This is a genomic window from Sphingobium bisphenolivorans (assembly GCF_000412635.1).
In the GTDB taxonomy this organism is placed as follows: domain Bacteria; phylum Pseudomonadota; class Alphaproteobacteria; order Sphingomonadales; family Sphingomonadaceae; genus Sphingobium; species Sphingobium bisphenolivorans.
The window spans coordinates 216723-235985 of the sequence record NZ_ASTG01000003.1; the positions used below are offsets into that span (position 1 = coordinate 216723).

At 62.2% G+C, this 19263-nt stretch carries 20 protein-coding genes; 10 read left to right on the forward strand and 10 right to left on the reverse strand.

The window, feature by feature from the left end; translation table 11 throughout:
* Positions 1–27 precede the first annotated feature (27 nt).
* The 4 genes from L858_RS21900 (at position 28) to L858_RS0103380 (ending at position 2608) form a co-directional block, all read left to right on the forward strand.
* Positions 28–186 carry a hypothetical protein gene (locus L858_RS21900; protein ID WP_022681734.1) on the forward strand — a complete coding sequence of 53 codons (159 nt, stop codon included), beginning with the start codon at positions 28–30 and terminating at the stop codon, positions 184–186.
* A gap of 192 nt (positions 187–378) precedes the next feature.
* Entirely contained in the window at positions 379–912 is a 534-nt protein-coding gene (locus L858_RS0103370; RefSeq protein WP_051132583.1) for a class I SAM-dependent methyltransferase, read from the forward strand.
* 35 nt (positions 913–947) lie between these two features.
* On the forward strand, positions 948–1715 hold the full coding sequence (locus tag L858_RS0103375) for a histidine phosphatase family protein (protein WP_022681736.1): 768 nt from the start codon (positions 948–950) through the stop codon (positions 1713–1715).
* Positions 1712–2608: an NAD(P)H-hydrate dehydratase gene (locus L858_RS0103380; protein WP_028055766.1), complete on the forward strand. Its 897-nt coding sequence runs from the start codon at positions 1712–1714 to the stop codon at positions 2606–2608. The genes L858_RS0103375 and L858_RS0103380 overlap by 4 nt, the downstream gene beginning before the upstream one ends.
* 18 nt (positions 2609–2626) lie before the next feature.
* On the opposite strand, the gene L858_RS0103385 is transcribed toward L858_RS0103380, so the two are convergent.
* The 8 genes from L858_RS0103385 to L858_RS0103420 form a co-directional block, all read right to left on the reverse strand.
* Positions 2627–3286, reverse strand: coding sequence for a c-type cytochrome (locus L858_RS0103385; protein WP_022681738.1), 660 nt, complete (start codon positions 3284–3286; stop codon positions 2627–2629).
* 5 nt (positions 3287–3291) lie between these two features.
* On the reverse strand, positions 3292–3636 hold the full coding sequence (locus tag L858_RS0103390) for a cytochrome C oxidase subunit IV family protein (protein ID WP_037504308.1): 345 nt from the start codon (positions 3634–3636) through the stop codon (positions 3292–3294).
* 5 nt (positions 3637–3641) lie between these two features.
* Complete coding sequence (locus tag L858_RS0103395) at positions 3642–4337, reverse strand: heme-copper oxidase subunit III family protein (protein WP_051132584.1); 696 nt, start codon at positions 4335–4337, stop codon at positions 3642–3644.
* 18 nt (positions 4338–4355) lie between these two features.
* Positions 4356–4943, reverse strand: a complete 588-nt coding sequence (locus L858_RS0103400; RefSeq protein ID WP_022681741.1) for a cytochrome c oxidase subunit 3 — start codon at positions 4941–4943, stop codon at positions 4356–4358.
* A complete protein-coding gene (locus tag L858_RS0103405; protein ID WP_022681742.1) occupies positions 4940–6658 on the reverse strand; it encodes a cytochrome c oxidase subunit I in 1719 nt (572 codons plus the stop codon). Before L858_RS0103405 ends, L858_RS0103400 begins: the two co-directional genes overlap by 4 nt.
* Positions 6658–7527: a cytochrome c oxidase subunit II gene (locus L858_RS0103410; RefSeq protein WP_022681743.1), complete on the reverse strand. Its 870-nt coding sequence runs from the start codon at positions 7525–7527 to the stop codon at positions 6658–6660. Before L858_RS0103410 ends, L858_RS0103405 begins: the two co-directional genes overlap by 1 nt.
* A gap of 414 nt (positions 7528–7941) precedes the next feature.
* Complete coding sequence (locus L858_RS20920) at positions 7942–8649, reverse strand: TetR/AcrR family transcriptional regulator (protein WP_022681744.1); 708 nt, start codon at positions 8647–8649, stop codon at positions 7942–7944.
* A gap of 88 nt (positions 8650–8737) precedes the next feature.
* Complete coding sequence (locus L858_RS0103420; protein ID WP_022681745.1) at positions 8738–9700, reverse strand: phytanoyl-CoA dioxygenase family protein; 963 nt, start codon at positions 9698–9700, stop codon at positions 8738–8740.
* A 303-nt stretch (positions 9701–10003) separates the two neighbouring features.
* Here L858_RS0103420 and L858_RS19525 point away from each other — a divergent pair, with 303 nt between their 5' ends.
* Positions 10004–11596, forward strand: a complete 1593-nt coding sequence (locus L858_RS19525) for a hypothetical protein (RefSeq protein WP_022681746.1) — start codon at positions 10004–10006, stop codon at positions 11594–11596.
* On the forward strand, positions 11593–13164 hold the full coding sequence (locus L858_RS19530) for an O-antigen ligase family protein (protein WP_022681747.1): 1572 nt from the start codon (positions 11593–11595) through the stop codon (positions 13162–13164). Before L858_RS19525 ends, L858_RS19530 begins: the two co-directional genes overlap by 4 nt.
* Here L858_RS19530 and L858_RS19535 read toward each other — a convergent pair.
* Positions 13153–14532, reverse strand: coding sequence for an oligosaccharide flippase family protein (locus L858_RS19535; protein ID WP_022681748.1), 1380 nt, complete (start codon positions 14530–14532; stop codon positions 13153–13155). The genes L858_RS19530 and L858_RS19535 overlap by 12 nt on opposite strands.
* A gap of 205 nt (positions 14533–14737) precedes the next feature.
* On the opposite strand from L858_RS19535, the gene L858_RS0103440 reads away from it, so the two are divergent.
* Positions 14738–15565, forward strand: coding sequence for a 2OG-Fe(II) oxygenase (locus L858_RS0103440; protein ID WP_022681749.1), 828 nt, complete (start codon positions 14738–14740; stop codon positions 15563–15565).
* A 43-nt stretch (positions 15566–15608) separates the two neighbouring features.
* Positions 15609–16514: a glycosyltransferase family 2 protein gene (locus L858_RS0103445; RefSeq protein WP_022681750.1), complete on the forward strand. Its 906-nt coding sequence runs from the start codon at positions 15609–15611 to the stop codon at positions 16512–16514.
* Between the two features lie 29 nt (positions 16515–16543).
* Here the strand turns inward: L858_RS0103445 and L858_RS0103450 are convergent, their stop codons facing one another.
* Positions 16544–16765: a response regulator transcription factor gene (locus tag L858_RS0103450; protein WP_022681751.1), complete on the reverse strand. Its 222-nt coding sequence runs from the start codon at positions 16763–16765 to the stop codon at positions 16544–16546.
* A gap of 671 nt (positions 16766–17436) precedes the next feature.
* On the opposite strand from L858_RS0103450, the gene L858_RS0103455 reads away from it, so the two are divergent.
* Both L858_RS0103455 and L858_RS19540 read left to right on the forward strand, forming a co-directional pair.
* Positions 17437–17676, forward strand: coding sequence for a response regulator transcription factor (locus L858_RS0103455; RefSeq protein ID WP_022681752.1), 240 nt, complete (start codon positions 17437–17439; stop codon positions 17674–17676).
* Between the two features lie 127 nt (positions 17677–17803).
* Entirely contained in the window at positions 17804–19255 is a 1452-nt protein-coding gene (locus L858_RS19540; RefSeq protein ID WP_022681753.1) for an undecaprenyl-phosphate glucose phosphotransferase, read from the forward strand.
* Positions 19256–19263 lie beyond the last annotated feature (8 nt).

The following is a 19263-nucleotide window of genomic DNA, read 5'->3' on the forward strand; positions in this document are numbered from 1 at the left end:
ATGGCACAAAGCTGAGAGGAACCGAAAATGGCGAAGGACAATCGAGGCAAGCAGGGCGGCGATATGAGCAAGTCGCAGGGCAGCCAGAAGCAACAGCACCAGCAGGGCGGCGGACGCGGCCAGCAGGGCGGCGGTAATATGGACCAGCGCAAAGACAAGGATCGCGGCCAGCCGCAACAGCGTTGACATCCAATGCAGAAGGGTCACCAGGTGGTGGCCCTTTTGCACAAGCGCGCAGCATTCTCGACAATAATAGAAACGAGGTCTTGGGCGGCAGTGGCTAAATCCTTCAGTGATATCTCCGTCGCGCAGAGGCGGAGTCAGACAAGCGACTTGGCAACCTTCGGTGTAAGCTTTCGCGAATTTTTGAAGCAGCCTATGGCGGTGGGATCGGCATTTCCGGCATCCCGCTACATGGTCGACGCGATGCTGGCGCCCATCGATTGGCGCCGCGTACGCACGGTCGTGGAGTTCGGGCCGGGCACCGGAGTCTTCACACGCGCGCTGCTGGACCGGTTGCCGCGGGACGCGCGGCTGCTGGCACTCGACACCAGCGAGGGCTTTATCGGCCACCTGCGGGCGACGATCCCCGACAGCCGCCTCATCGCCGCTGCCGGCTGTGCTACCGAAATTCGCCGGATCATGTCCGCTCATGGGCTGGAGCAGGTCGACTGCATCCTGTCTGGCCTGCCATTTTCCACGGTGCCGCCGGAGGTGGCGGACAGGATCATGGACGCCAGCCGCCGGATGCTGAACGAGGACGGATATTTCTTGGCCTACCAGATGCGATCGGCCGTTCATCCGCTGCTGAGGCGCCATTTCGCGCGGGTGGAAAAGGGTTTCGAGTGGCGGAACATCCCGCCCTGTCATCTTTACTGGGCGCATGGGCCGTGGAAGGACGCTCCATGGTGACCATCGCTCCCGCACGGCGCTGAGGGAGGCCGAATTTGCCATCGCTGCACTGGCCTTCCCGCCTCATCATCGTCCGTCACGGGCAAAGCGCCGGCAATGTCGCACGCGATGCCGCCACGGAGGCGCTCGCCGATCGGATCGCGCTGGACGTGCGCGACGCCGATGTGCCGCTGAGCGACCTTGGGCGGGAACAGGCACGGGCGCTCGGCCACTGGTATGCGCGCGGGCCGGCGGAAGAACGGCCGGAATTCCTGCTGTCCTCCCCCTATCTGCGCGCCTGCCAGACCGCCGACGCCTTCCGCAAGGCGAGCGGGACCGACGCAAGCACCGACATCTGCTTCGACGAGCGTCTGCGGGAAAAGGAATTCGGCATTCTCGATGGCCTTACTACGTCCGGCATCCGCAATCTGGTGCCCGAACAGGCGGAGTTTCGTCGGTTGCTCGGCAAATTCTATCATCGCCCGCCCGGCGGAGAAAGCTGGTGCGACGTAATCCTGCGGCTGCGTTCGGTGATGGACACGATCTCGCTCCATTATGCCGGAAAGCGAGTGATGATCTTCACCCATCAGGTGGTCGTGCTTTGCCTGCGCTACATCATAGAGGGCATGACGGAGAAGGAAATATTGGCGATCGACCGGGAAGGCGACGTCGCCAATTGTGCCGTCACCGACTATCATTATGATCCGCACCGCGGCGCGAGCGGCGGCCTGAAGGTGCACCGCTACAATGTGACGGCGCCGATGGAGCGCGAGGACACCCCGGTCACGCGCGCGCCCGATGCGATTGCGGGGGCGCGGGGATGACGATGGAGGCGCTGGTCGAAAGCTGGCTTGCCGGCCATCCTTTGCCGGCGCTGCATCACGCATCCGACAAGAATGAGCGCGGCCGCGTGCTGGTCGCGGGCGGAGCGGAGTTCGTTCCCGGTGCACTCCGCCTGACCGGAGAAGCGGCGCTGCGCGCTGGCGCTGGCAAGGTGCAGATGGCGACGGTGCGGTCAGCGGCCATGTCGCTAGGCGTGCTGGTGCCCGAAGCGGCGATGATCGCTCTGCCGGCGCAGGAGGACGGCGAGATTGCCGCGGAGGCGGCGGACCTGCTCGCCGAACGCGCCCAGCGCTGCGACACGCTGATTCTCGGCCCTGGCATGAGCACCAGCCGGCAGACCGACGAACTGGTCGCGCGGCTGCTCTCCGCGCTGGAAGTGCCCGTGACCCTGCTGCTCGACGCGGCGGCGCTGACGGCGGCGCGCGATCTGCGGGAGATGATCGCGGTCTATGATGGCACGGTGATCCTGACCCCGCATCATGGCGAGATGGCGCATCTGACGGGCCTGGAGGCGGCGGCCATTGCAGCTGACCCGGCAGGGACCGCGCTGCGAGTGGCGGCGGACTTCGGCGCAGTGGTGCTGCTGAAGGCCGGCGAGAGTTTCCTTGCCGATCCGGAAGGGCGCTGCCTGCGCTATGACGGCGGCTGCGTCGGGCTGGCGACGGGTGGTTCGGGCGATGTGCTGGCGGGGATCATCGGCGGGCTCGCGGCGCGAGGCGGGAGTGCTTTTGAAGCGGCGGCATGGGCGGCCTGGACCCACGGCGCCGCGGGCAAGCGGCTGTCGGAGGACGTCGGCGAGGTGGGTTTTCTGGCGCGAGAGTTGTTGCCGCTAATCCCTCGGCTGCTGCATGAGCGGAGTGTCGAAGGCAGATAAAATAGTCATCTATGCTCTTTAATTTCCGCCCGTCGCAGCCTTGGGCATCGGCAAATCGCTCCTCAAACTCGCCAGATATTTGATCACCGCTGCCCGATCCTCGGGCCGCCTCAACCCGGCAAAGGACATTTTCGTACCCGGCACTTCGCGTGCAGGCGAACCGAGAAAATCATACAGATTCTCGTAACTCCAGCTTCCGCCATGCCCCTTCATCGCGGGCGAATAGGCAAAGCCTGCGTGCGCCGCGACGGTCCGGCCAACCACGCCCCACAGATTAGGACCGATGCGATTCGGTCCGCCCTGCGTGAAGTCATGGCAGCTCATGCAGGCCCTGATCTTGTCCTTGCCGGCTCCCGGGTCCGCCGTGGCGAGCAATGTGTCAAGGTCAGGCGGTGGCGCTGCCGGGGCCGTCTGAGCGCTCCCGGGCAGCACGGGCGTTTTGCCGCGCATGCTACGATGATAGGCGATCAGGCGGGCTCCGTCGGCCCCGAGGCTCTGCGGCCAGTCCCGTTGCACGGAGGCGAGATCGACGCGGGGCGGCGCCTCGTCGGGCTGATAGGCAAGCGCACCTCGCTCGCCCCGCGAATAAAGCTTGTCAGAATACCAGCCGAGCCCGAGCAGCGTAGCCGCCGCCCCGCCGACGCAAAGGCTGATCGCCAGCGCGCGCATCCGGTTCATGGCTTTTAGCCTCCCCCGCCCATGAAGATCGCCCGCGTCCAGAAGGCGTAGTTCGCCTCGATCGTCATGATCCGCACCAGCACCAGCAGCACCAGCGGCGGCACCAGCAGGGCATAGATCAGCGACAATCTCTCCCACGCCAGATGCATGAAGATCGACAGGATCAATCCCGCCTTCAGCAGCATGAAAAGGATGATCAGCGTCCAGCGCACAATCCCTTCCACATGCATATAATCGACCATGTAGGACATGGCGCTCAGCACGAACAGATAGCCCCAGACCTTGAGATAGAGGCTGATCGGATGCTGCTGCGTGTCGTGCGCCGCCTGGGCGGGAATGTCATGCTTCATGGGCGTCACCAGAGATAGAAGAAGGCGAAAATGAAAACCCAGACCAAATCGACGAAATGCCAGTAAAGGCCAGCGATCTCGACCGCGCTATAGTCGCCGCTGCGGTCATAATGGCCCCGCGCGACCTTGGACGCGATGATCAGCAGCAGGATGACGCCGCAGCTGACGTGCAGCCCGTGAAAGCCCGTGATCATGAAGAAGCTGGCGCCGAACTGCGGGGCGCCCATCGGATTGCCCCAGGGGCGCACACCTTCTTCCAGGATCAGCTTCGACCATTCGAAGGCCTGCATGCCGACGAAGGTCGCGCCGAACAGCGCGGTCAGCAGCATCAGCGTGGCAGTCTTTCGCTTGTCGCGGCGGTATCCGAAATTCACCGCCATCGCCATGGTGCCGCTCGAGCTGATCAGAACGAAGGTCATGATCGCGATCAGGATCAGCGGAATGGACTGGCCGCCGATGGTGAGGGCGAACACCTCCGCCGTATTGGGCCAGGGCTCGACAGCCGAGGCGCGCATCGTCATGTAGCCGGTCAGGAAGCAGGAGAAGATGAAGGTGTCGCTCAGCAGGAAGATCCACATCATCGCCTTGCCCCAATGGGTGTGGCGGAAGACTTCCTGATCGGCGGACCAATCGGCCGCGATCTCGCGCAGGGTGGGGCTCAGGACCTCCCGATCTTGTCTGTCCGGCATTGTTCGGGACATGGGCGGCGTCTCCGATCTTCAGGTCGATAGAAGCAGGGCGGCAAGGATAATCCAGAGTGCGAGCAGAAAATGCCAATAGAGGGCGCACAGCCCGATCGCGCGCAGGCTCTGTAGGGCAAAGGCTCGGGCAGTGGCGGCGAGGCCGCCGGCGATATGGCAGCCGTGCAGGGCGGTCAGCAGATAGAAGAAGGCGTTAGCCGGATTGGCGCCGAGATAGTAGCCGCCCTGGGCGTAATGGCGCCACAGCAGCAGTTGGCCGCAAAGGAAGGCGAGGCCGAGCATCGCACCTATCATCGCCCAGTGCGTCGCCTGACCGCCGACGCTGCGGCGCGCCCTTTCCCATGCGGCGCTGCTGAGCAGCAGGATCGTGCTGTTGACCCAGAGGAGCGGCGGATCGGGCATCGGCGTCCAGTCATCACTCGCATGCCCCATGGCGCTGTGCAGCCCCATCCGCATCAGATAGGCCGCGATCAGCAGGGAGAACATCACCAGCGCCACCGCGAAATAGGTGACGAGGCCGACCGCTCCCGCTGACGGGCGGTCGCGAATGTCGAGCGGCGCAGGGCCTTCCCAGCTTTTCTCGGTAAGGCGGGCGAGCAGTGTCATGCGCGCGGCTCCGTCTGCGGGATGAAGTCCCGCGGCGCGCCGGGAACGCTATAGTCATAGGCCCAGCGGTAGACCACGGGCAGCTTTGCGCCCCAATTGCCGTGCGCGGGCGGCGTCTGGGGGGTGAGCCATTCCAGGCTCGCCGCACCCCAGGGGTTCGGGTCGGCGCGGGGTCCCTTGAACAGGCTCCAGATCATGTTGACGAAGAAGAGGCTTTGGCCGGCGAAGACGATCAGCGCGGCGATGCTGATCCACTCGTTCGCCAGATGCACCGACTCCGGGATGAAGCCGGTTTCGCCGAGCGCATAATAGCGGCGTGGCACGCCCAAAATGCCGAGATAATGCATCGGCAGGAAGATCGCATAGGCGCCAAGGAAGGTTATCCAGAAATGGAGCTTGCCGAGTGTTTCGTTCCACATGCGGCCAGTGATCTTGGGGTACCAGTGGTAGATCGCCCCGAAGATCACCAGCACCGGCGACACACCCATCACCATATGGAAATGGGCGACGACGAAGAATGTATCGGACAGCGGGACATCGACGCTGACATTGCCGAGGAACAGTCCTGAAAGGCCGCCATGGATGAAGGTGAAGATGAAGGCGATGGCGAACAGCATCGGAACGCGCAGATGAATGTCGCCACGCCATAATGTCAGCAGCCAGTTATAGACCTTGATAGCGGTCGGGATGGCGATGATCAGTGTCGATGTTGCGAAGAAGAAGCCGAAATAGGGATTCATGCCGCTGACATACATATGATGCGCCCAGACAAGGAAGCTGAGCGCGCCGATGATGGTGATGGCCCATACCATCATGCGATAGCCGAAGATGTTGCGGCGGGCATGGACGCTGATCAGGTCCGACACGATGCCGAAGGCGGGCAGCGCGACGATATAGACTTCGGGATGGCCGAAGAACCAAAAGAGATGCTGGAAGAGAAGGGGGCTGCCGCCCTCCGTCGGCGTGACGCGGCCCATCGACTGCATCATCGGCATAAAGAAGCTGGTGCCGGCAAAATGATCGAACAGCATCATGATCGCGGCGACGAACAGCGCCGGGAAAGCGAGCAGGCCCATCACCGATGCGGTGAAAATGCCCCAGACCGATAGGGGCATCCGCATCAGCGTCATGCCCCTTGTGCGAGCTTGCAGCACCGTCGTCACATAGTTGAGGCCGCCCATGGTGAAGGCGACGACGAAAATAGCCAGGCTAACCAGCATGGTTGCTATCCCCCACTGGTGACCCGGCGTCCCTTCACTGATGGCTTGCGGGGGATAGAGCGTCCAGCCGGCACCGGTCGGCCCTCCCGGCACGAAGAAGCCGACCACCAGCACGATGACCGACAGCAGGTAGAACCAGAAGCTGAGCATATTGACGAAGGGGAAGACCATGTCCCGCGCCCCGATCATCAACGGGATCAGATAATTGCCGAAACCGCCCAGCAGCAATGCTGTCAGCAGATAGACGACCATGATCATGCCGTGCATCGACACGAACTGCAGATAATTGTCAGGCTGGATCGCGGGAAAGACTCCGGGAAAGCCCAGTTGCAGGCGCATGAGGGCGGAGAGCGTCAGCGCGACCAAGCCGATGGAGATGGCGGTGACGCTGTATTGGATCGCGATGACCTTATGATCCTGGCTCCAGACATAGCGGGTGACCCAGCTGTGCGGATGATGCAGCGGGCGCAGGTCGTCAGCCAGGGTGGTAGCCATCAGCGATTGCTCCAGGAAGCGGGCACGGTACAGGCATTCGCCTTCAGCAACAGGATCGACATGGCCGCTGGCGGTGCTTCGGCGAGTATTTGAGAGAAGCTGGTCTGCTCGCTCTGCCATTTCGCGAAATCTTTAGGCGGCTCTATGACGACTTTACCGCGCATTTCATGATGGCCGGTTCCGCACAGCTCCGCGCAAAGTATGTCGAATGTACCCGTCCTGGTCGGGGTCAACCAGAAATAGGTGACGATGCCGGGAACAAGATCCATCTTCGCGCGGAACTCAGGCACATAGAAGTCGTGCAGCACATCCTTGGAACGAAGCACCACCTTGACCGGCTTTCCGACCGGCAGATGCAGGTCGCCGCTTTCGACCAGCAGATCGTCGCGGCCGAACGGGTCGAGCGGATCGAGGCCCAGCTGATTGTCAGGCGTGATATATTTGACCGACGCGGCGCCGAGCACGCCGTCCGGTCCCGGATAGCGGAACGACCAGTTCCATTGCTGCCCGACCGCTTCGACCAGAGCGGCTTCCTTGGGCACGGACACATATTTGCCCCATGCGGCAAGTCCCGGCGCCAGCATGCCGGCGATGCCGATCGCCGTCCACACCGTCAGCCGCTTTTCGAGGGAGGCATTTTCCGGCTCATAATGCGCGCGATGCCCGGGCCGGTGGCGGTAGCGCACCAACGCCCAGGCCATGAACAGGTTGAGCAGGATGAAGGCGGCGGCGCAAATCCACAGCGTCACGTCCAATGCGGAGTCGATCGAGCCCCAGTTGGAAGCGATTGGCGTACGCCACCATGGACTGAACAAATGGAAGGCGACGGATGCGACGACGAGCACGGTGATGGCTACCGCAATCGGCACAGGCCCTCTCCCACCAATGCAGGCGCCTCGCACTCGCTCAGTCGATTATCAGACGAGTCGCCTCGACCATAAGCGTTGCAACAACCTATAGAAAAATCACCGCACTGGAAAGCTTCGCCGCTGGGGGTAACCCGGGTGGTGCGAATCACCAGCTACCGAAATATTCCCATCCGCACGGATCGTTTCTTTTCTTCAACGATTATGCTGGTTGAGCCCGGGCTCCACCGGGCGAGGGAGCGCGTCATAAAAAAGGCGCCCTGCAAGCAAGGGACAGCTGCAGGGCGCATCCACTTGCTGTCGGGCAATAGGATGCGCTCCCTTATAATCTTCGGGCACTCGCGGCATCCCCCATTATTGGTACGAAACCGCATTTAGTCTGTTTTACAACGCCGGGACCGGCGCCAAGCAACCGGATTACCAGGCGCGGCTGCCATGCAGCAGCAGGGCGACAGCGCGCTTGGCCAAGGGCGGGATTTCCGCTTCGGTCGGCTTGAACGGATCGACCGCCGATGAAGCGACAACCTTCAAAATGGCGAGGAACACGTGCGCCAGTTCCTCGGAACGCTGTGGCGCCTCTCCTTGCTCGCCGCCATCCTCGGCGATGGCGTGGGCGATCAGGGCGATCACAGGCTCGCGCATCGCATTGCTGAGCTCCCGCGCCACGACCGCCGCCTCTCCCCAACAACCGTCCAGCAGCCTCAGCGCCGCGCGGACCTCTTCATTGCCACCCCATCGCAGCATCAGCCGGGCGCAGTGATTGAGCCGCTCCTCCAGGCTATCGCCGGCGATCCAGTCGATATCGAAAGCCTCGCGAGACAATTTCTTCAGCCGATGATGGGTGACGGCTCGCAGCAGCGCGATCTTGTCGGGATGGCGGGCATAAAGGGTAGTCTTGGTAACCCTGGCCCGCTCGGCCACCGCCTCCATGCTGGTCGCATCGAAGCCAAGGCTGGTGAACAGCGCCCAGCCCGCGTCCAAAATGGCCGCGTCGATCACCACCACCGCTGCCTTGTTGGGGCGGCCGCGTGCCGGGGGTCTGGCGCTTGCTGCCGTTCGTCGCTGATGCCCCGCCTTCGGGTTGGACTCCGGCCCGATCTGATGATCGACGTGATTATGCGCCACATATCTCTCCTGTCGTGGAGATGTGCCATCACATTTTGCATCATGAAAGGGGTGCAGGCAATCCAAACGTCCGTGATCATAGCCTATATTACAAAGAGGCGGGGGGAATGAGCTTCCACAGCGGCGAGAGCTGGCCCCGCCAGAGTACGGCATTCCTCTGCCGCAGCGGCAAATATCGGGCGAGTTGCGCAAGATCACGCCTTTTCATGCCCGTTCGTTCGCAGAAAAAAGGATGGCGCGGCCGACGCGCGAAATAGCTGTAGAAGATGGCGGCGCGATCGCGCGCGGTCGCCGGCTTGCCCCGATGAAAGAAACGGGCGGTGTCGGTGAAGATGACGGTGCCGCGCAGCCCTTCGCAACTGACGATGTGGGGCGCGATCGGGCCGCCCAGCCGCCTTGCCAGTTCGCCATCATCGACCAGATCGTAGGAATAGCCGCTGCAATCGTCCTGCGCCGCGACATCGCGGCTGATCAGCTGGAAAGGGCCGCCGCCGTCGTCGACATCATGCAGATAGACCGCGACCTTCAGCATCCGCCGGTCTTCCCAGTCGCGGTGCCATTTGCGGGTCGATACTTCACGGCCGTCGGCAACGGTGTAATTGATGATGGCCCCGTCATAGGCGACCGGCAGGCCGATATAGGCCTCCGCAATGTCCAGCAGCTGGTCCTGCAACCCCCAGCGGAAAATGCGCGGATGGGCGACGATTTCCCGCGGCGGCACATAGAGGAAGTTCTGGCCGTTGCAAGCCCGCGCATGCGCTTCGTCGGCAAAGCGGGAGGCCAGCAGGGCGCTGGTGTCGATCATTGCTTCCCCGCCCGGAAGGTCCAGCGCATCGATCTGGGTGACGAACACGCCGTCCTGCTCGAGGGCATCGACGATATGCCTCCCCATCGGGCTGAGGGTCGGGATGCGCGGGCGATGCCGGGCGAGTTCAGCCTCGTGCCGGCGGCCGATCATTTCGCGAAGCTGCGGATGATTGCACAGCCGCAACGCGGTGCGCGCCGGCAGGTCCTTCAACCATTGCACGGGTTGATCAAGCGCGTTCAACATCCGGCACCGATCCCTCATCACGGGTCATCCGAAAGCACGTCTGGGTCGTGCCGGATGATGCTGATGGATTATGCTAAAGGTTATGGCGCCGCATGAAAATTGGCGGTTCGGCATATGCTATAGTCGGCAGGGGAAATTTCGGAACTCGGGCGATTCCGTTCCGATAAAACCCAGGGTCCTATTGGGAGCAGAAGCGCTTCTTCTTTGCCGCCATTATGCGCGTCCGCCACGCGCTTCGACAGGGGTTTCCAGCCCTGCCTGATCGCGCGGGGCGGCGGCTTGTTCCGGTTGAGGGAGGGCGGAATGAAATCTTCTGGCCACGGAAGCGGGCTGGGGAAGGGCGATGGGCGGCGGCTTTTCCGCATCGTCCTGCCGGCCATGACCGCCATCGCGGCCCTGGCCGGCATCGCGGTGTCGGCGCTTCCCACGCCCTATCATGAAAGCCAGCCGGCGGAGCTGCGGATCGAATTGCTGCCCTCTCCCGGGCCGACCCGGCTTGGCGTCAACCTGTCGGGGCTCGCGACCTACAACCGCCAGCAGGTCTATTCCAACCTCATCCTGCAGAGCGAATGGTTCTCCTCGCGCGGGGCAGGCTGGGCCCCTTTTCCCGAGGATCAACTGGACGCGCAGGGCTGGATCCGTTTCCTGCGCCCCGATCAGACCGCGCCCCGGCCGCTGATGCTTCCGTCTGCGCCCTCCCATAAGGGGCAGGTCCGGTGCCGATATGATGGGAAAGGCGCGATCAGGGCCGGCGGCGTTGCAGCCATGCGGGATCGGACCGCCCACGGCTTCATGCTGGACTTGAGGCCGACCGGACCTGACGATGAGGGCGCATGGATCGAGCTTACCGAAACCGATCCCAAGGACCCGCTGCGCAACATCGATTGCAGGCTGATCGGCCACCCCGCCGCTGAGCGCTTCAACCCCGAATTTCTCTCCTTCATCCGCCAGTTCGGGATTATCCGATTCCTCGACTGGCAGCGCACCAATGACAATCTGGCCGTGCGCTGGCAGGACCGTCCGGTTCCCCAGAGCGCGACACAGGCGGGGCCGGGTGGCGCCTCTATCGAGGATATGGTCGACATCGCCAACCTGACCGGCGCCGATCCGTGGTTCCTGATCCCTTATCAGGCGGACCCGGCCTATATTCGGGAGTTTGCACAACTGGTGCACGATCGGCTCAACCGCAAACGCACCGTCTATGTCGAACTAGGGAACGAGCTGTGGAACGGCCAGTTCGACGCTGCCCAGCAGGCGCAGCGCGAAGGCATGGTGCTGGGGCTGGGCGGCGGCGATCCGATGCGGGCACAGATGCTGCGTTATGCGCAGAAGCTGCGCGAGGCCATGCAGATCTGGACCGATGTTTTCGCTGACCGCCGCCGCACCCTGGTTCGGGTGGCATCCAGCCAGAATGACTGGCCGGACCTCGCAACGATCGTTCTGGATGACGCGGACACGGCGGAATGGGTCGATGCCTTGGCCACCGCACCCTATGTCTGGGTTGGGCTCGACCAATATCGCGTCGGCGACCTCGATCGGATTTTCGCCCAGACACCAGCCGCGATCGACCGTGCCCTGTCCGATGCGATCAAGCACAAGGCAATCGCCGCGCGCTATGGCAAACGTTATCTGACCTATGAGGGCGGGCAGCATTTCATCACCAGCGACCTCAAGCTGGCCCGCGCCCTTCAGCGCGACCCGCGCATGGGCCGGCTCTATCAGGAATATCTCAGTCAGTGGGACGCGCGCATCGGCGGCGATCTCCTCCTTTACGGCACCACCGCTCCGATCGCGAGCTACGGAGCCTGGGGCCTGCGCGAATATGCCGGCCAGCCCGACGATGAGGCTCCCAAGCTGCGCGCGGTGCGCCAGTTCATCACCAGGCGGCCGGGATGAGCCGCTTCTCGTTCAGCATGGCGGCCCCGGCACTCGCCGCCGGTTCCATCGCCCTGATCTATGTCGCGATCAACGCTGCTTTCCACGTCGCCCTGGTCAGCGCTGCGGCGGCGACCATCTACCTGCTGTGCCTGTCGACGCCAGCGCGCCGCGACATGGGCGTGCGCGCGCTGCTGATTGTCGTCCTGATGCCCGTCGTCGTCTGGGGATTGGAAACCTACTGGCTGATGCAGCTCATCATGCTGGCCTGGGTGCCGCTATTCGCGGGCAGGGGAATAGGCAGGATCGTTCCGGTCTATCTGCTGAGCCTGCTTTTGATGCCGGGGCTGGACAATGCGGTCACATTGGGCGGGTTGAAGCTGTTCGATTGGGGCGTGCATGACGGGCTGGGCTTTGGCGCCGCCGTCGCTCTCTTCTGGAGTCAAGGCCGAAACCGCCCCCCGCTTCGGCTCGACATCCCCGCCTGCGCCATCATCCTGATGCTTGCTGCCGCGCTGTCGCGGGAGACGAGCTTCCCCAATTTTCTGCGGCTGGCACTCAACGTGCTGATCGATCTGGGCTTTCCCTATTATATCGTCAGCCGCGGTCTTCGCGACGTGGCGGAGATGCGGCGGAGCCTGCTTTGGCTCGGGTGCGGGGGCATCACCATCGCCTGCATCCTGATCTACGAAACGGCGCGGGGATGGGCGATCTATCCCGCGCTCTACAACCAATATCATGTGATGCAGCTGATGCTGATCAAGTCGCGTGGCGGCCTGCTGCGCGCGGGGGGGCCGTTCATCGAATCCACCTCCATGGCGATGGTGGTGGTGCTCTGCATCATCGCGGTCTGGGCATGCCGCCGCGAATTTCGGAGCGTTCCGCATTATCTGCTGGTGCTCGCCATCATCTTCGTCGGGCTCGCCGCACCGCAATCGCGCGGGGCATGGATGGGGATGGCCTTTGCCCTGTTCCTCGGGCAGCTTTATCTCAGCCGCTATCTGCCGCTCATCAAATGGAGCGTGCTGGGCGCGACGGGCGTTGGCCTGCTTTTGACGGCGGCATCCTGGTCGCATCTCTTGTCGGAAACGCTGGGGCTGAGCGGCGGATCGAGCGAAACGTCGGAATATCGCGGTCAGCTGTTTCGCCGCGGCATGGAGGAGTTTTGGGACAGCCCATGGGTCGGCTTTCCCGTGCCCACGCTGCACCTTCGGCTCGCCGATCTGCGCCAGGGGGAGGGGATCATCGACTTTGTCAACGCCTATATCTGGATCATGCTGATCGGTGGCGCCATTGGCTTGGTGATTTTCGTTGGAGGTTATCTCTTCTACCTTGGCGGCATGAGCCGCTATCGCAAGCTGCCCGCATCGCATTTGGCCGAGAGGGAGGTAGCCGCCTTCGTCTTTGCCGGCATCAGCGTCATGATGGAGATGCTGATCTTCACCTCCTTCGGCACGCGGCCTGCCATGTATAATTTCGCGCTGTTCGGCTTTGCGGCCGCCTTCATCAGCGTGCAGGGGAGGATGCCCGCCATGCTCCGGCGTGCGCCGCTCGTTCGCCCACGGCCGATGCTGGTGTCAGCGCAATAGGGGTGCGAGCAGCATCGTCCCGGCGGCCCCCACGCCGAACCCGCCCAATCCAGCACCAAGGAAGAGCATCTCCCGTCGAAGGTCGAGCATGCCCATGTGGTAAAGCTGGACCCATTTGAACAGCATGGAGGGGACCTCCATCAGCCCCACCGCCGCGACCAGCCCGACGGCTCCTTCCGCGAAATAGGCGGAGGGCACCGCGACGGCGAGCCAGACCAGCTTGACGATGTTCGCGCGGAAGGTCGTGCTGATCCGCCCGGCGGCCACCAGCGCCTCGTTCGCGCTGTAAGAGGAGAGCGCGACCAAGGGCGTGATGGCGAGCAGTTGAAGATAGGTCGCCGTGACCGCGTAGCGATCATCGTAGAGGATGTCGATGACCAGCGGCGCGGACCCGATCAGACCGCCGGCCGCAAAGCTGTAGAGCAGCGAAGGCAGCCATTTCTTGGCATAGAAGAGCGCGCGCAGGTCGCCGGTTCCATCGCGCCAAAGCTGTGAATAATAGGGATAGAGGACCCGGCTGGTATAGGCGGTGGCGAAGGCCATCGGCGCCGCGGCGAGATTGCCCGCGAGTATATAGAGCCCGAAATCCTGAAGCGACATCAGCCGCGCCAACACCAGCTTGTCGCATTGCATCAGCAGCAGCGTGATCATGCTCGACCCGGTCACATAGCGCGCAAAACCCCACAAATCGCGCAGATAGGCGGGGTCGAGCGCGAACCGGCGGCGCGAATTGGGAAAGGCGGCATAGCTCAGCACGACTTTGGCGGCGCTGCTGAAGAACAGCGCGATCAGCACCGCCCAGACATTGCGCAGCCACCACGCCAACAGCAGGCTGGCAATGATCTGGACCAGCATGGACGCAAGCTCCAGCGCCGAAAGCCGCAGGATCATCCGCTGCCTGACGGCCGTGAGCAGCGTTAGGGAGGCAAGCCCCTCCACGATGAAGAGCAGTGCCGACCATTCGATCATCGGCACCAGATCTGGCTTGGCGAATAGCGCCGCGATCGGCACCGACAAGGCGACCAGCAGGCCGCTCAGGATCGTCGCGCGGATCAGCGACACGGTCCAGACCGTGTCGAGGAAACGCGGAACATCGCCATCCTCATGCCGCACGACAAAGGCCTGAAAGCCAAGGTCGGAAAGCATCGCCGCGGTGAAGGAGATCGAGCCGATGATGCCGGCGATGCCGAACGCCTCTGGCATCAGCAGGCGTGTCAGCAGGACGCTGCTTACCGCCCGCAACAGATTGTTGAGGATCGCCGACACCAGTACCACGTTGGTGTCCCGGGTGACGAGCGCGATGATCCGGGCGAACGGCGAGTTCCGCACGAAGCCGCCATGATGCACCGCCTGCATATTTTCCTGCATCACTGCCGCCCCATATAGATGCCTGCCAGGCACTGATCATCGCCTTTCTTCGCTTCTATCCGGGCGGCAGGGGGCATTCGATTAGGAGAACTCACCAGGCGTTTTCCAGCGCTTGTGCATCGGGGGGTGGAGGCGCTTAATCGGCCCGAATGAAGCGGCCGCTTCTGCAAGCGGGCTGTGTCCGGACGATCGAGCGAGGCTGTAAATGGCGCTGCTGAACCTTGTCGATATTGGCGGCTACCGATGCTTCGACTTTGACGAGTGCCGGGAGGCCGGCGCTTCGCTCGCAGACCGCTATGCGGCCGCGACCCCCTTTCCGCACGTCATTATTGACGACTTCCTGAACGCGGACCTGCTGCGCCAGGTCGTGCAGGATTTTCCCGACAATGCAGGGCAGCCGTTTTTCGAGCGGGATCAGGAACGGTTCAAATTCCAGTTTCGGCCCGACCAGTGCAGCGGCGGCGACACCCGCATGTTGTTCGCGGAGCTGAATTCGCGCGCCTTCCTGCAGTTTCTTTCGGAACTGACCGGCATAGAGGGGCTCATCGCCGACCCCTATCATGCCGGGGCAGGTCTGCATGAGATCAAGTGCGGCGGCCACCTCAGCATCCATGCCGATTTCCCCCGGCATGAGCAGATGCATGTCCAGCGGCGGCTGAACCTGCTCATCTACCTCAATGAGGACTGGAAGCCCGACTATGGCGGCAGCCTGGAACTGTGGGACAAGAAGATGCGCGTCGCCGAGCGAAAGATCATGCCGGTCCTGGGGCGGGCGGTGATCTTCAACACCGACCGCGACACGTTCCACGGCCACCCCGATCCGCTCACCTGTCCACCGGACCGGACGCGCCGGTCGATCGCAACCTATTATTACACAGCCGCGCCGGCTGTCCGAACCGGGATCGAACGGACGACGGATTTTCGCGTGCGCCCGGGCACGGGCGACAAGCGCGACTGGCGGACCATGTTGCATCATCTGAAGGCCGACTGGCTGCCCCCAGTGATTCAACGGCGGATGCCAGGAGGATTGTGAGGGAAGGGCATCGGGCGTGTATTTATCCGATGATCAAACGAGTATGAACCCGGTGGCCTGTCAGGCCAGGGTCGGCTTCGTCGTGATCGGACGCAATGAGGGCGCGCGTCTTGGTGGATGCCTCCTCAGTGTCCTGCGCGAGGAGGCGCCGGTCGTCTACGTGGATTCCGGCTCCAGCGACGGCAGTGTCGAGCGTGCGCGAGCGCTGAAAGTACCGGTCGTGCAGCTGGATGCGGCCACGCCCTTCACCGCCGCTAGAGCGCGCAACAGCGGCGCCGCCTGGCTGCGCGAACACAAGCCGCAGCTGCGCTTCATCCACTTTGTCGATGGCGATTGCGAACTGACGCCCGGTTGGCTGCCGCAGGCGCTCGCGGCCATGGCGGCAGAGCCCGAACTGGCCGTTGCTTGCGGTCGCCGGCGGGAGCGTTATCCTGACCGCAGCGCCTATAACCGGCTCTGCGACAATGAATGGAATACGCGCACCGGCATCGTCGAGACATGCGGCGGCGACGCCCTTTTCCGGGCGGAGGCTTTCGCGGAAGTCGGCGGATTCTCCGCTGACCTGATCGCCGGGGAGGAGCCAGACCTTTGTCACCGCATCCGGAAGCAAGGCTGGAAGGTCAGGCGGATCGATGCCGATATGACGGTCCACGACGCGGCGATGACGCGCTTTTCCCAATGGTGGCAGCGCAACCGCCGTAGCGGCTATGCCACGGCGCAGGCGCTGGTTCTGCGGGGCAGGGAGACGCGCGGCCTGCTGCGCCATGTGGCGAGCAATATCTTCTGGGCATCGCCGCTATGCTGGCCGTTGTGGCCGCTGCTCTGGTGCCGCATTTTCTTGCGGAAGGGCGCGCTGGAGGCAAGCTTTCTGACCTTGGGCAAGATCCCGCATCTTCAGGGGCAGATTGATTATTGGATCAGCCGGCGCCACCTCATCGAATATAAATAACTTGCCTCTCTGGCGGCAAGATCAAGCTATCAGCCGATCAGCCCCTTCGCGATGGCATAGGCGACCAGATGCGATCGATTGCGGGTCCGTGTCTTCAGCCTGACACGGCCGATATGCCGTTCCACCGTTCGCGGCGCGATATTGAGCGTCTGGGCGATCTCCTTGGCGGACTGGCCCTTGGCGATGCGGATCAGCACCTCTATTTCGCGCTGGGTCAGCCAGCGTTCCAGGTCGGGATCGACATCTTCCATCCAGCTACCCCATCACACTCAAGTCAAACGGCCTGCTTCCCAGGCTAAGTTATGTTCTTTACGTGCTTCTCACAGGCTAGTGAATAAAAGCAAATCAGCTTGTTGTTAGATTTACCTGGATGCCGCCTTAGATCAGCACGTTTCTTGTATACAATCCTCGAAAGCAGCGTTGCCGATCACCACCGCATCATTCTTTCATCGGCAATACACCAATATTGGTGAAACGAATGTTGTGCTTGTGTCTATATCCACAGATTTACGATGAATGTGATGGAATATCCATTGAAGATAATGTCCCATAATGGGAAATATACCCTTCGTTGTAGAGAAGAAAGCCGTGCATTGATGTCAGGCCGCAAAAATTTTTCAGAAAAATAAGCCCGGAATTGCGGTGTTTTGCGAGTGCCAGCGCCGTATCCGACTGTTTTTAGGGGCTCGCCTCCCTCTAAGTGGGTATTGCGCCGACTCGCAAATATCTTTAGTCCTGATTACGACATCGAAACTAGCGGGGGCTCTCCGTCTTTGTAAAATGTCCAATATCTTGTTGTCGGACATATCCGGACGGCAAGATGATCGGTCGCGGTTGTTCTTTCGATCTGCGCAACCATGTTGTCATAGTTTCGGCTTGTTCGTGACGGCAACATGCTTCCGCGTAGCAATTGGGGGCCATCATGCCGCATTATAACACTTCCAACGCTATTGAACTGACTCATCGTGAGACAGAAGTCCTGCAACTCGTCGCCTACGGATTGTCGGCGAAGAAAGTTGCACGGGAGCTCGATATCGCTACTTGCACTGTCGAGCGGCATATCGAGAATGTCCGACTGAAGACACGGACACGAAATCGGGCGCACATGATCGCCTATGTGATCCGCACCGGAATGCTGCCCGCCGGTCAGGAATTGGCCTAAACATCTATCCTGGACCGGGTAATCCCAACAAATCGGGATCGCCCGGGTCCGCGACCTGACGCAATTGTTCCGGTAATATCCTTTTGCCGGGACAATCGCGTCCGATCGTCATCGCAGGAAGGGGTCGATGCTGCAGCGGCGCGAGCAATCATTCGGCGTTGAACGCCGGCGCAAAGAGCTTTCTCTCGGACTGTTTCCGCCCATCGCGCAGCTGTGCGACTTTGTTGCGTTCAACATCGTCAGCATTTTGCTGGCTGCGCAGGGCTACGGCGTAGTGCAGGGACTATCGTGGGTCGGCGCCAGTAATCTGGGGCTAGTCAGCGGCACGATCTTCGTGATCGTCGCCCAGATGACGGGCGCCTATGAGACAAGCCTGGTCTTTACCTTGCGCAAAAGCTGGTCGCGCCTGTTCAATGCCTGGCTCGGCACGGCGCTATTGCTCTTGTCACTGGGCTTCATGCTCCGCCTGATGAGCAACGCGCCGCGTAGCTGGATCATGATCTGGTTCGTCGCTGCCCTGTTGCTGCTCGCTTTGCTGCGGCTGGTCCTGGTGCTTACCGCGCGCGCGCTCAAGCGCCAAGGCTGGTTCGACTGCCGCTGTGCCATCTATGGAGCGGGCGAACAGGGCCGTGACCTGGCTCGCTACATCGTCAATCATGACAAGCTGACCCTGGCACTTACCGGCTTCTACGACGATCGCGACGAGGACAGGGTGGGGGAGCGATTGCCGATACCCTTCCGCGGCACGTCCCAAGACCTTGTTACGGCCATTCGGATGGGCGCGATCGATCAGGTGATCATCGCCTTGCCCTGGGCAGCAGAAGCGCGGCTGAGGCAAATCGTCGCCGCGCTCTCCATTACGCCGGTCCAGATCCGCTTGGCGCCGGAAAAGGCGGGCTTTGCCTATGCGCGGATGCCCGTCATGCTGCTGGGCGAACTGCCGGTAATGACTCTTCACGAAAAGCCGATCCATGGCAGCCGCATATTGGAGAAGTGGGCTGAAGACCGGCTGCTGTCGCTCGCGCTTCTCATCGTCCTCGCACCATTGTTCCTGTTGATTGCACTCGCGATCAAGATTGAATCCCGCGGTCCGATATTCTTCGTTCAGCGTCGGGAAGGTTTCAATTGCAGCGACTTCCGCATCTTCAAGTTCAGAAGCATGTATGTCCACCGCTGCCAGTCCGATGACATCGTGCAGGCTAGTCGTCACGATGCGCGCGTGACGCGTGTCGGCGCCCTGCTGCGCAAGACGAGCCTCGATGAACTGCCGCAACTGCTCAACGTCTTGCTGGGCGACATGTCGCTGGTCGGTCCGCGTCCGCATGCTCCATCGACACGGGCCGGCGGAAAATTGTTCAGCGAAGTGCTGACATCCTATGTCGCGCGGCACAAGGTCAAGCCCGGCCTCACCGGCTGGGCCCAGGTGTGCGGCTGGCGCGGAGAAACGGATACGGAAGACAAGCTGATCAAGCGTGTCGAACATGACCTTTATTATATCGAAAACTGGTCGATCTGGTTCGACCTCTATATCCTGCTTCGGACCGTCGCGGCGGTGATCGGCGGAAGAAGGGCCTATTAGCCGGACGG

Excerpts from the sequence above, each read along its gene's own strand:
- L858_RS0103380 (WP_028055766.1), top strand. The coding sequence starts at position 1,712 with ATGACGATGGAGGCGCTGGTCGAAAGCTGGCTTGCCGGCCATCCTTTG.
- L858_RS0103440 (WP_022681749.1), top strand. The coding sequence starts at position 14,738 with ATGGCGCTGCTGAACCTTGTCGATATTGGCGGCTACCGATGCTTCGAC.
- L858_RS19530 (WP_022681747.1), top strand. The coding sequence starts at position 11,593 with ATGAGCCGCTTCTCGTTCAGCATGGCGGCCCCGGCACTCGCCGCCGGT.
- L858_RS0103450 (WP_022681751.1), bottom strand. The coding sequence starts at position 16,765 with ATGGAAGATGTCGATCCCGACCTGGAACGCTGGCTGACCCAGCGCGAA.
- L858_RS0103400 (WP_022681741.1), bottom strand. The coding sequence starts at position 4,943 with ATGACACTGCTCGCCCGCCTTACCGAGAAAAGCTGGGAAGGCCCTGCG.
- L858_RS0103445 (WP_022681750.1), top strand. The coding sequence starts at position 15,609 with ATGAACCCGGTGGCCTGTCAGGCCAGGGTCGGCTTCGTCGTGATCGGA.
- L858_RS0103395 (WP_051132584.1), bottom strand. The coding sequence starts at position 4,337 with ATGTCCCGAACAATGCCGGACAGACAAGATCGGGAGGTCCTGAGCCCC.
- L858_RS19535 (WP_022681748.1), bottom strand. The coding sequence starts at position 14,532 with ATGCAGGAAAATATGCAGGCGGTGCATCATGGCGGCTTCGTGCGGAAC.
- L858_RS19525 (WP_022681746.1), top strand. The coding sequence starts at position 10,004 with ATGAAATCTTCTGGCCACGGAAGCGGGCTGGGGAAGGGCGATGGGCGG.
- L858_RS21900 (WP_022681734.1), top strand. The coding sequence starts at position 28 with ATGGCGAAGGACAATCGAGGCAAGCAGGGCGGCGATATGAGCAAGTCG.
- L858_RS0103390 (WP_037504308.1), bottom strand. The coding sequence starts at position 3,636 with ATGAAGCATGACATTCCCGCCCAGGCGGCGCACGACACGCAGCAGCAT.
- L858_RS0103405 (WP_022681742.1), bottom strand. The coding sequence starts at position 6,658 with ATGGCTACCACCCTGGCTGACGACCTGCGCCCGCTGCATCATCCGCAC.
- L858_RS0103385 (WP_022681738.1), bottom strand. The coding sequence starts at position 3,286 with ATGAACCGGATGCGCGCGCTGGCGATCAGCCTTTGCGTCGGCGGGGCG.
- L858_RS0103420 (WP_022681745.1), bottom strand. The coding sequence starts at position 9,700 with ATGTTGAACGCGCTTGATCAACCCGTGCAATGGTTGAAGGACCTGCCG.
- L858_RS0103370 (WP_051132583.1), top strand. The coding sequence starts at position 379 with ATGGCGGTGGGATCGGCATTTCCGGCATCCCGCTACATGGTCGACGCG.
- L858_RS19540 (WP_022681753.1), top strand. The coding sequence starts at position 17,804 with ATGCTGCAGCGGCGCGAGCAATCATTCGGCGTTGAACGCCGGCGCAAA.
- L858_RS0103455 (WP_022681752.1), top strand. The coding sequence starts at position 17,437 with ATGCCGCATTATAACACTTCCAACGCTATTGAACTGACTCATCGTGAG.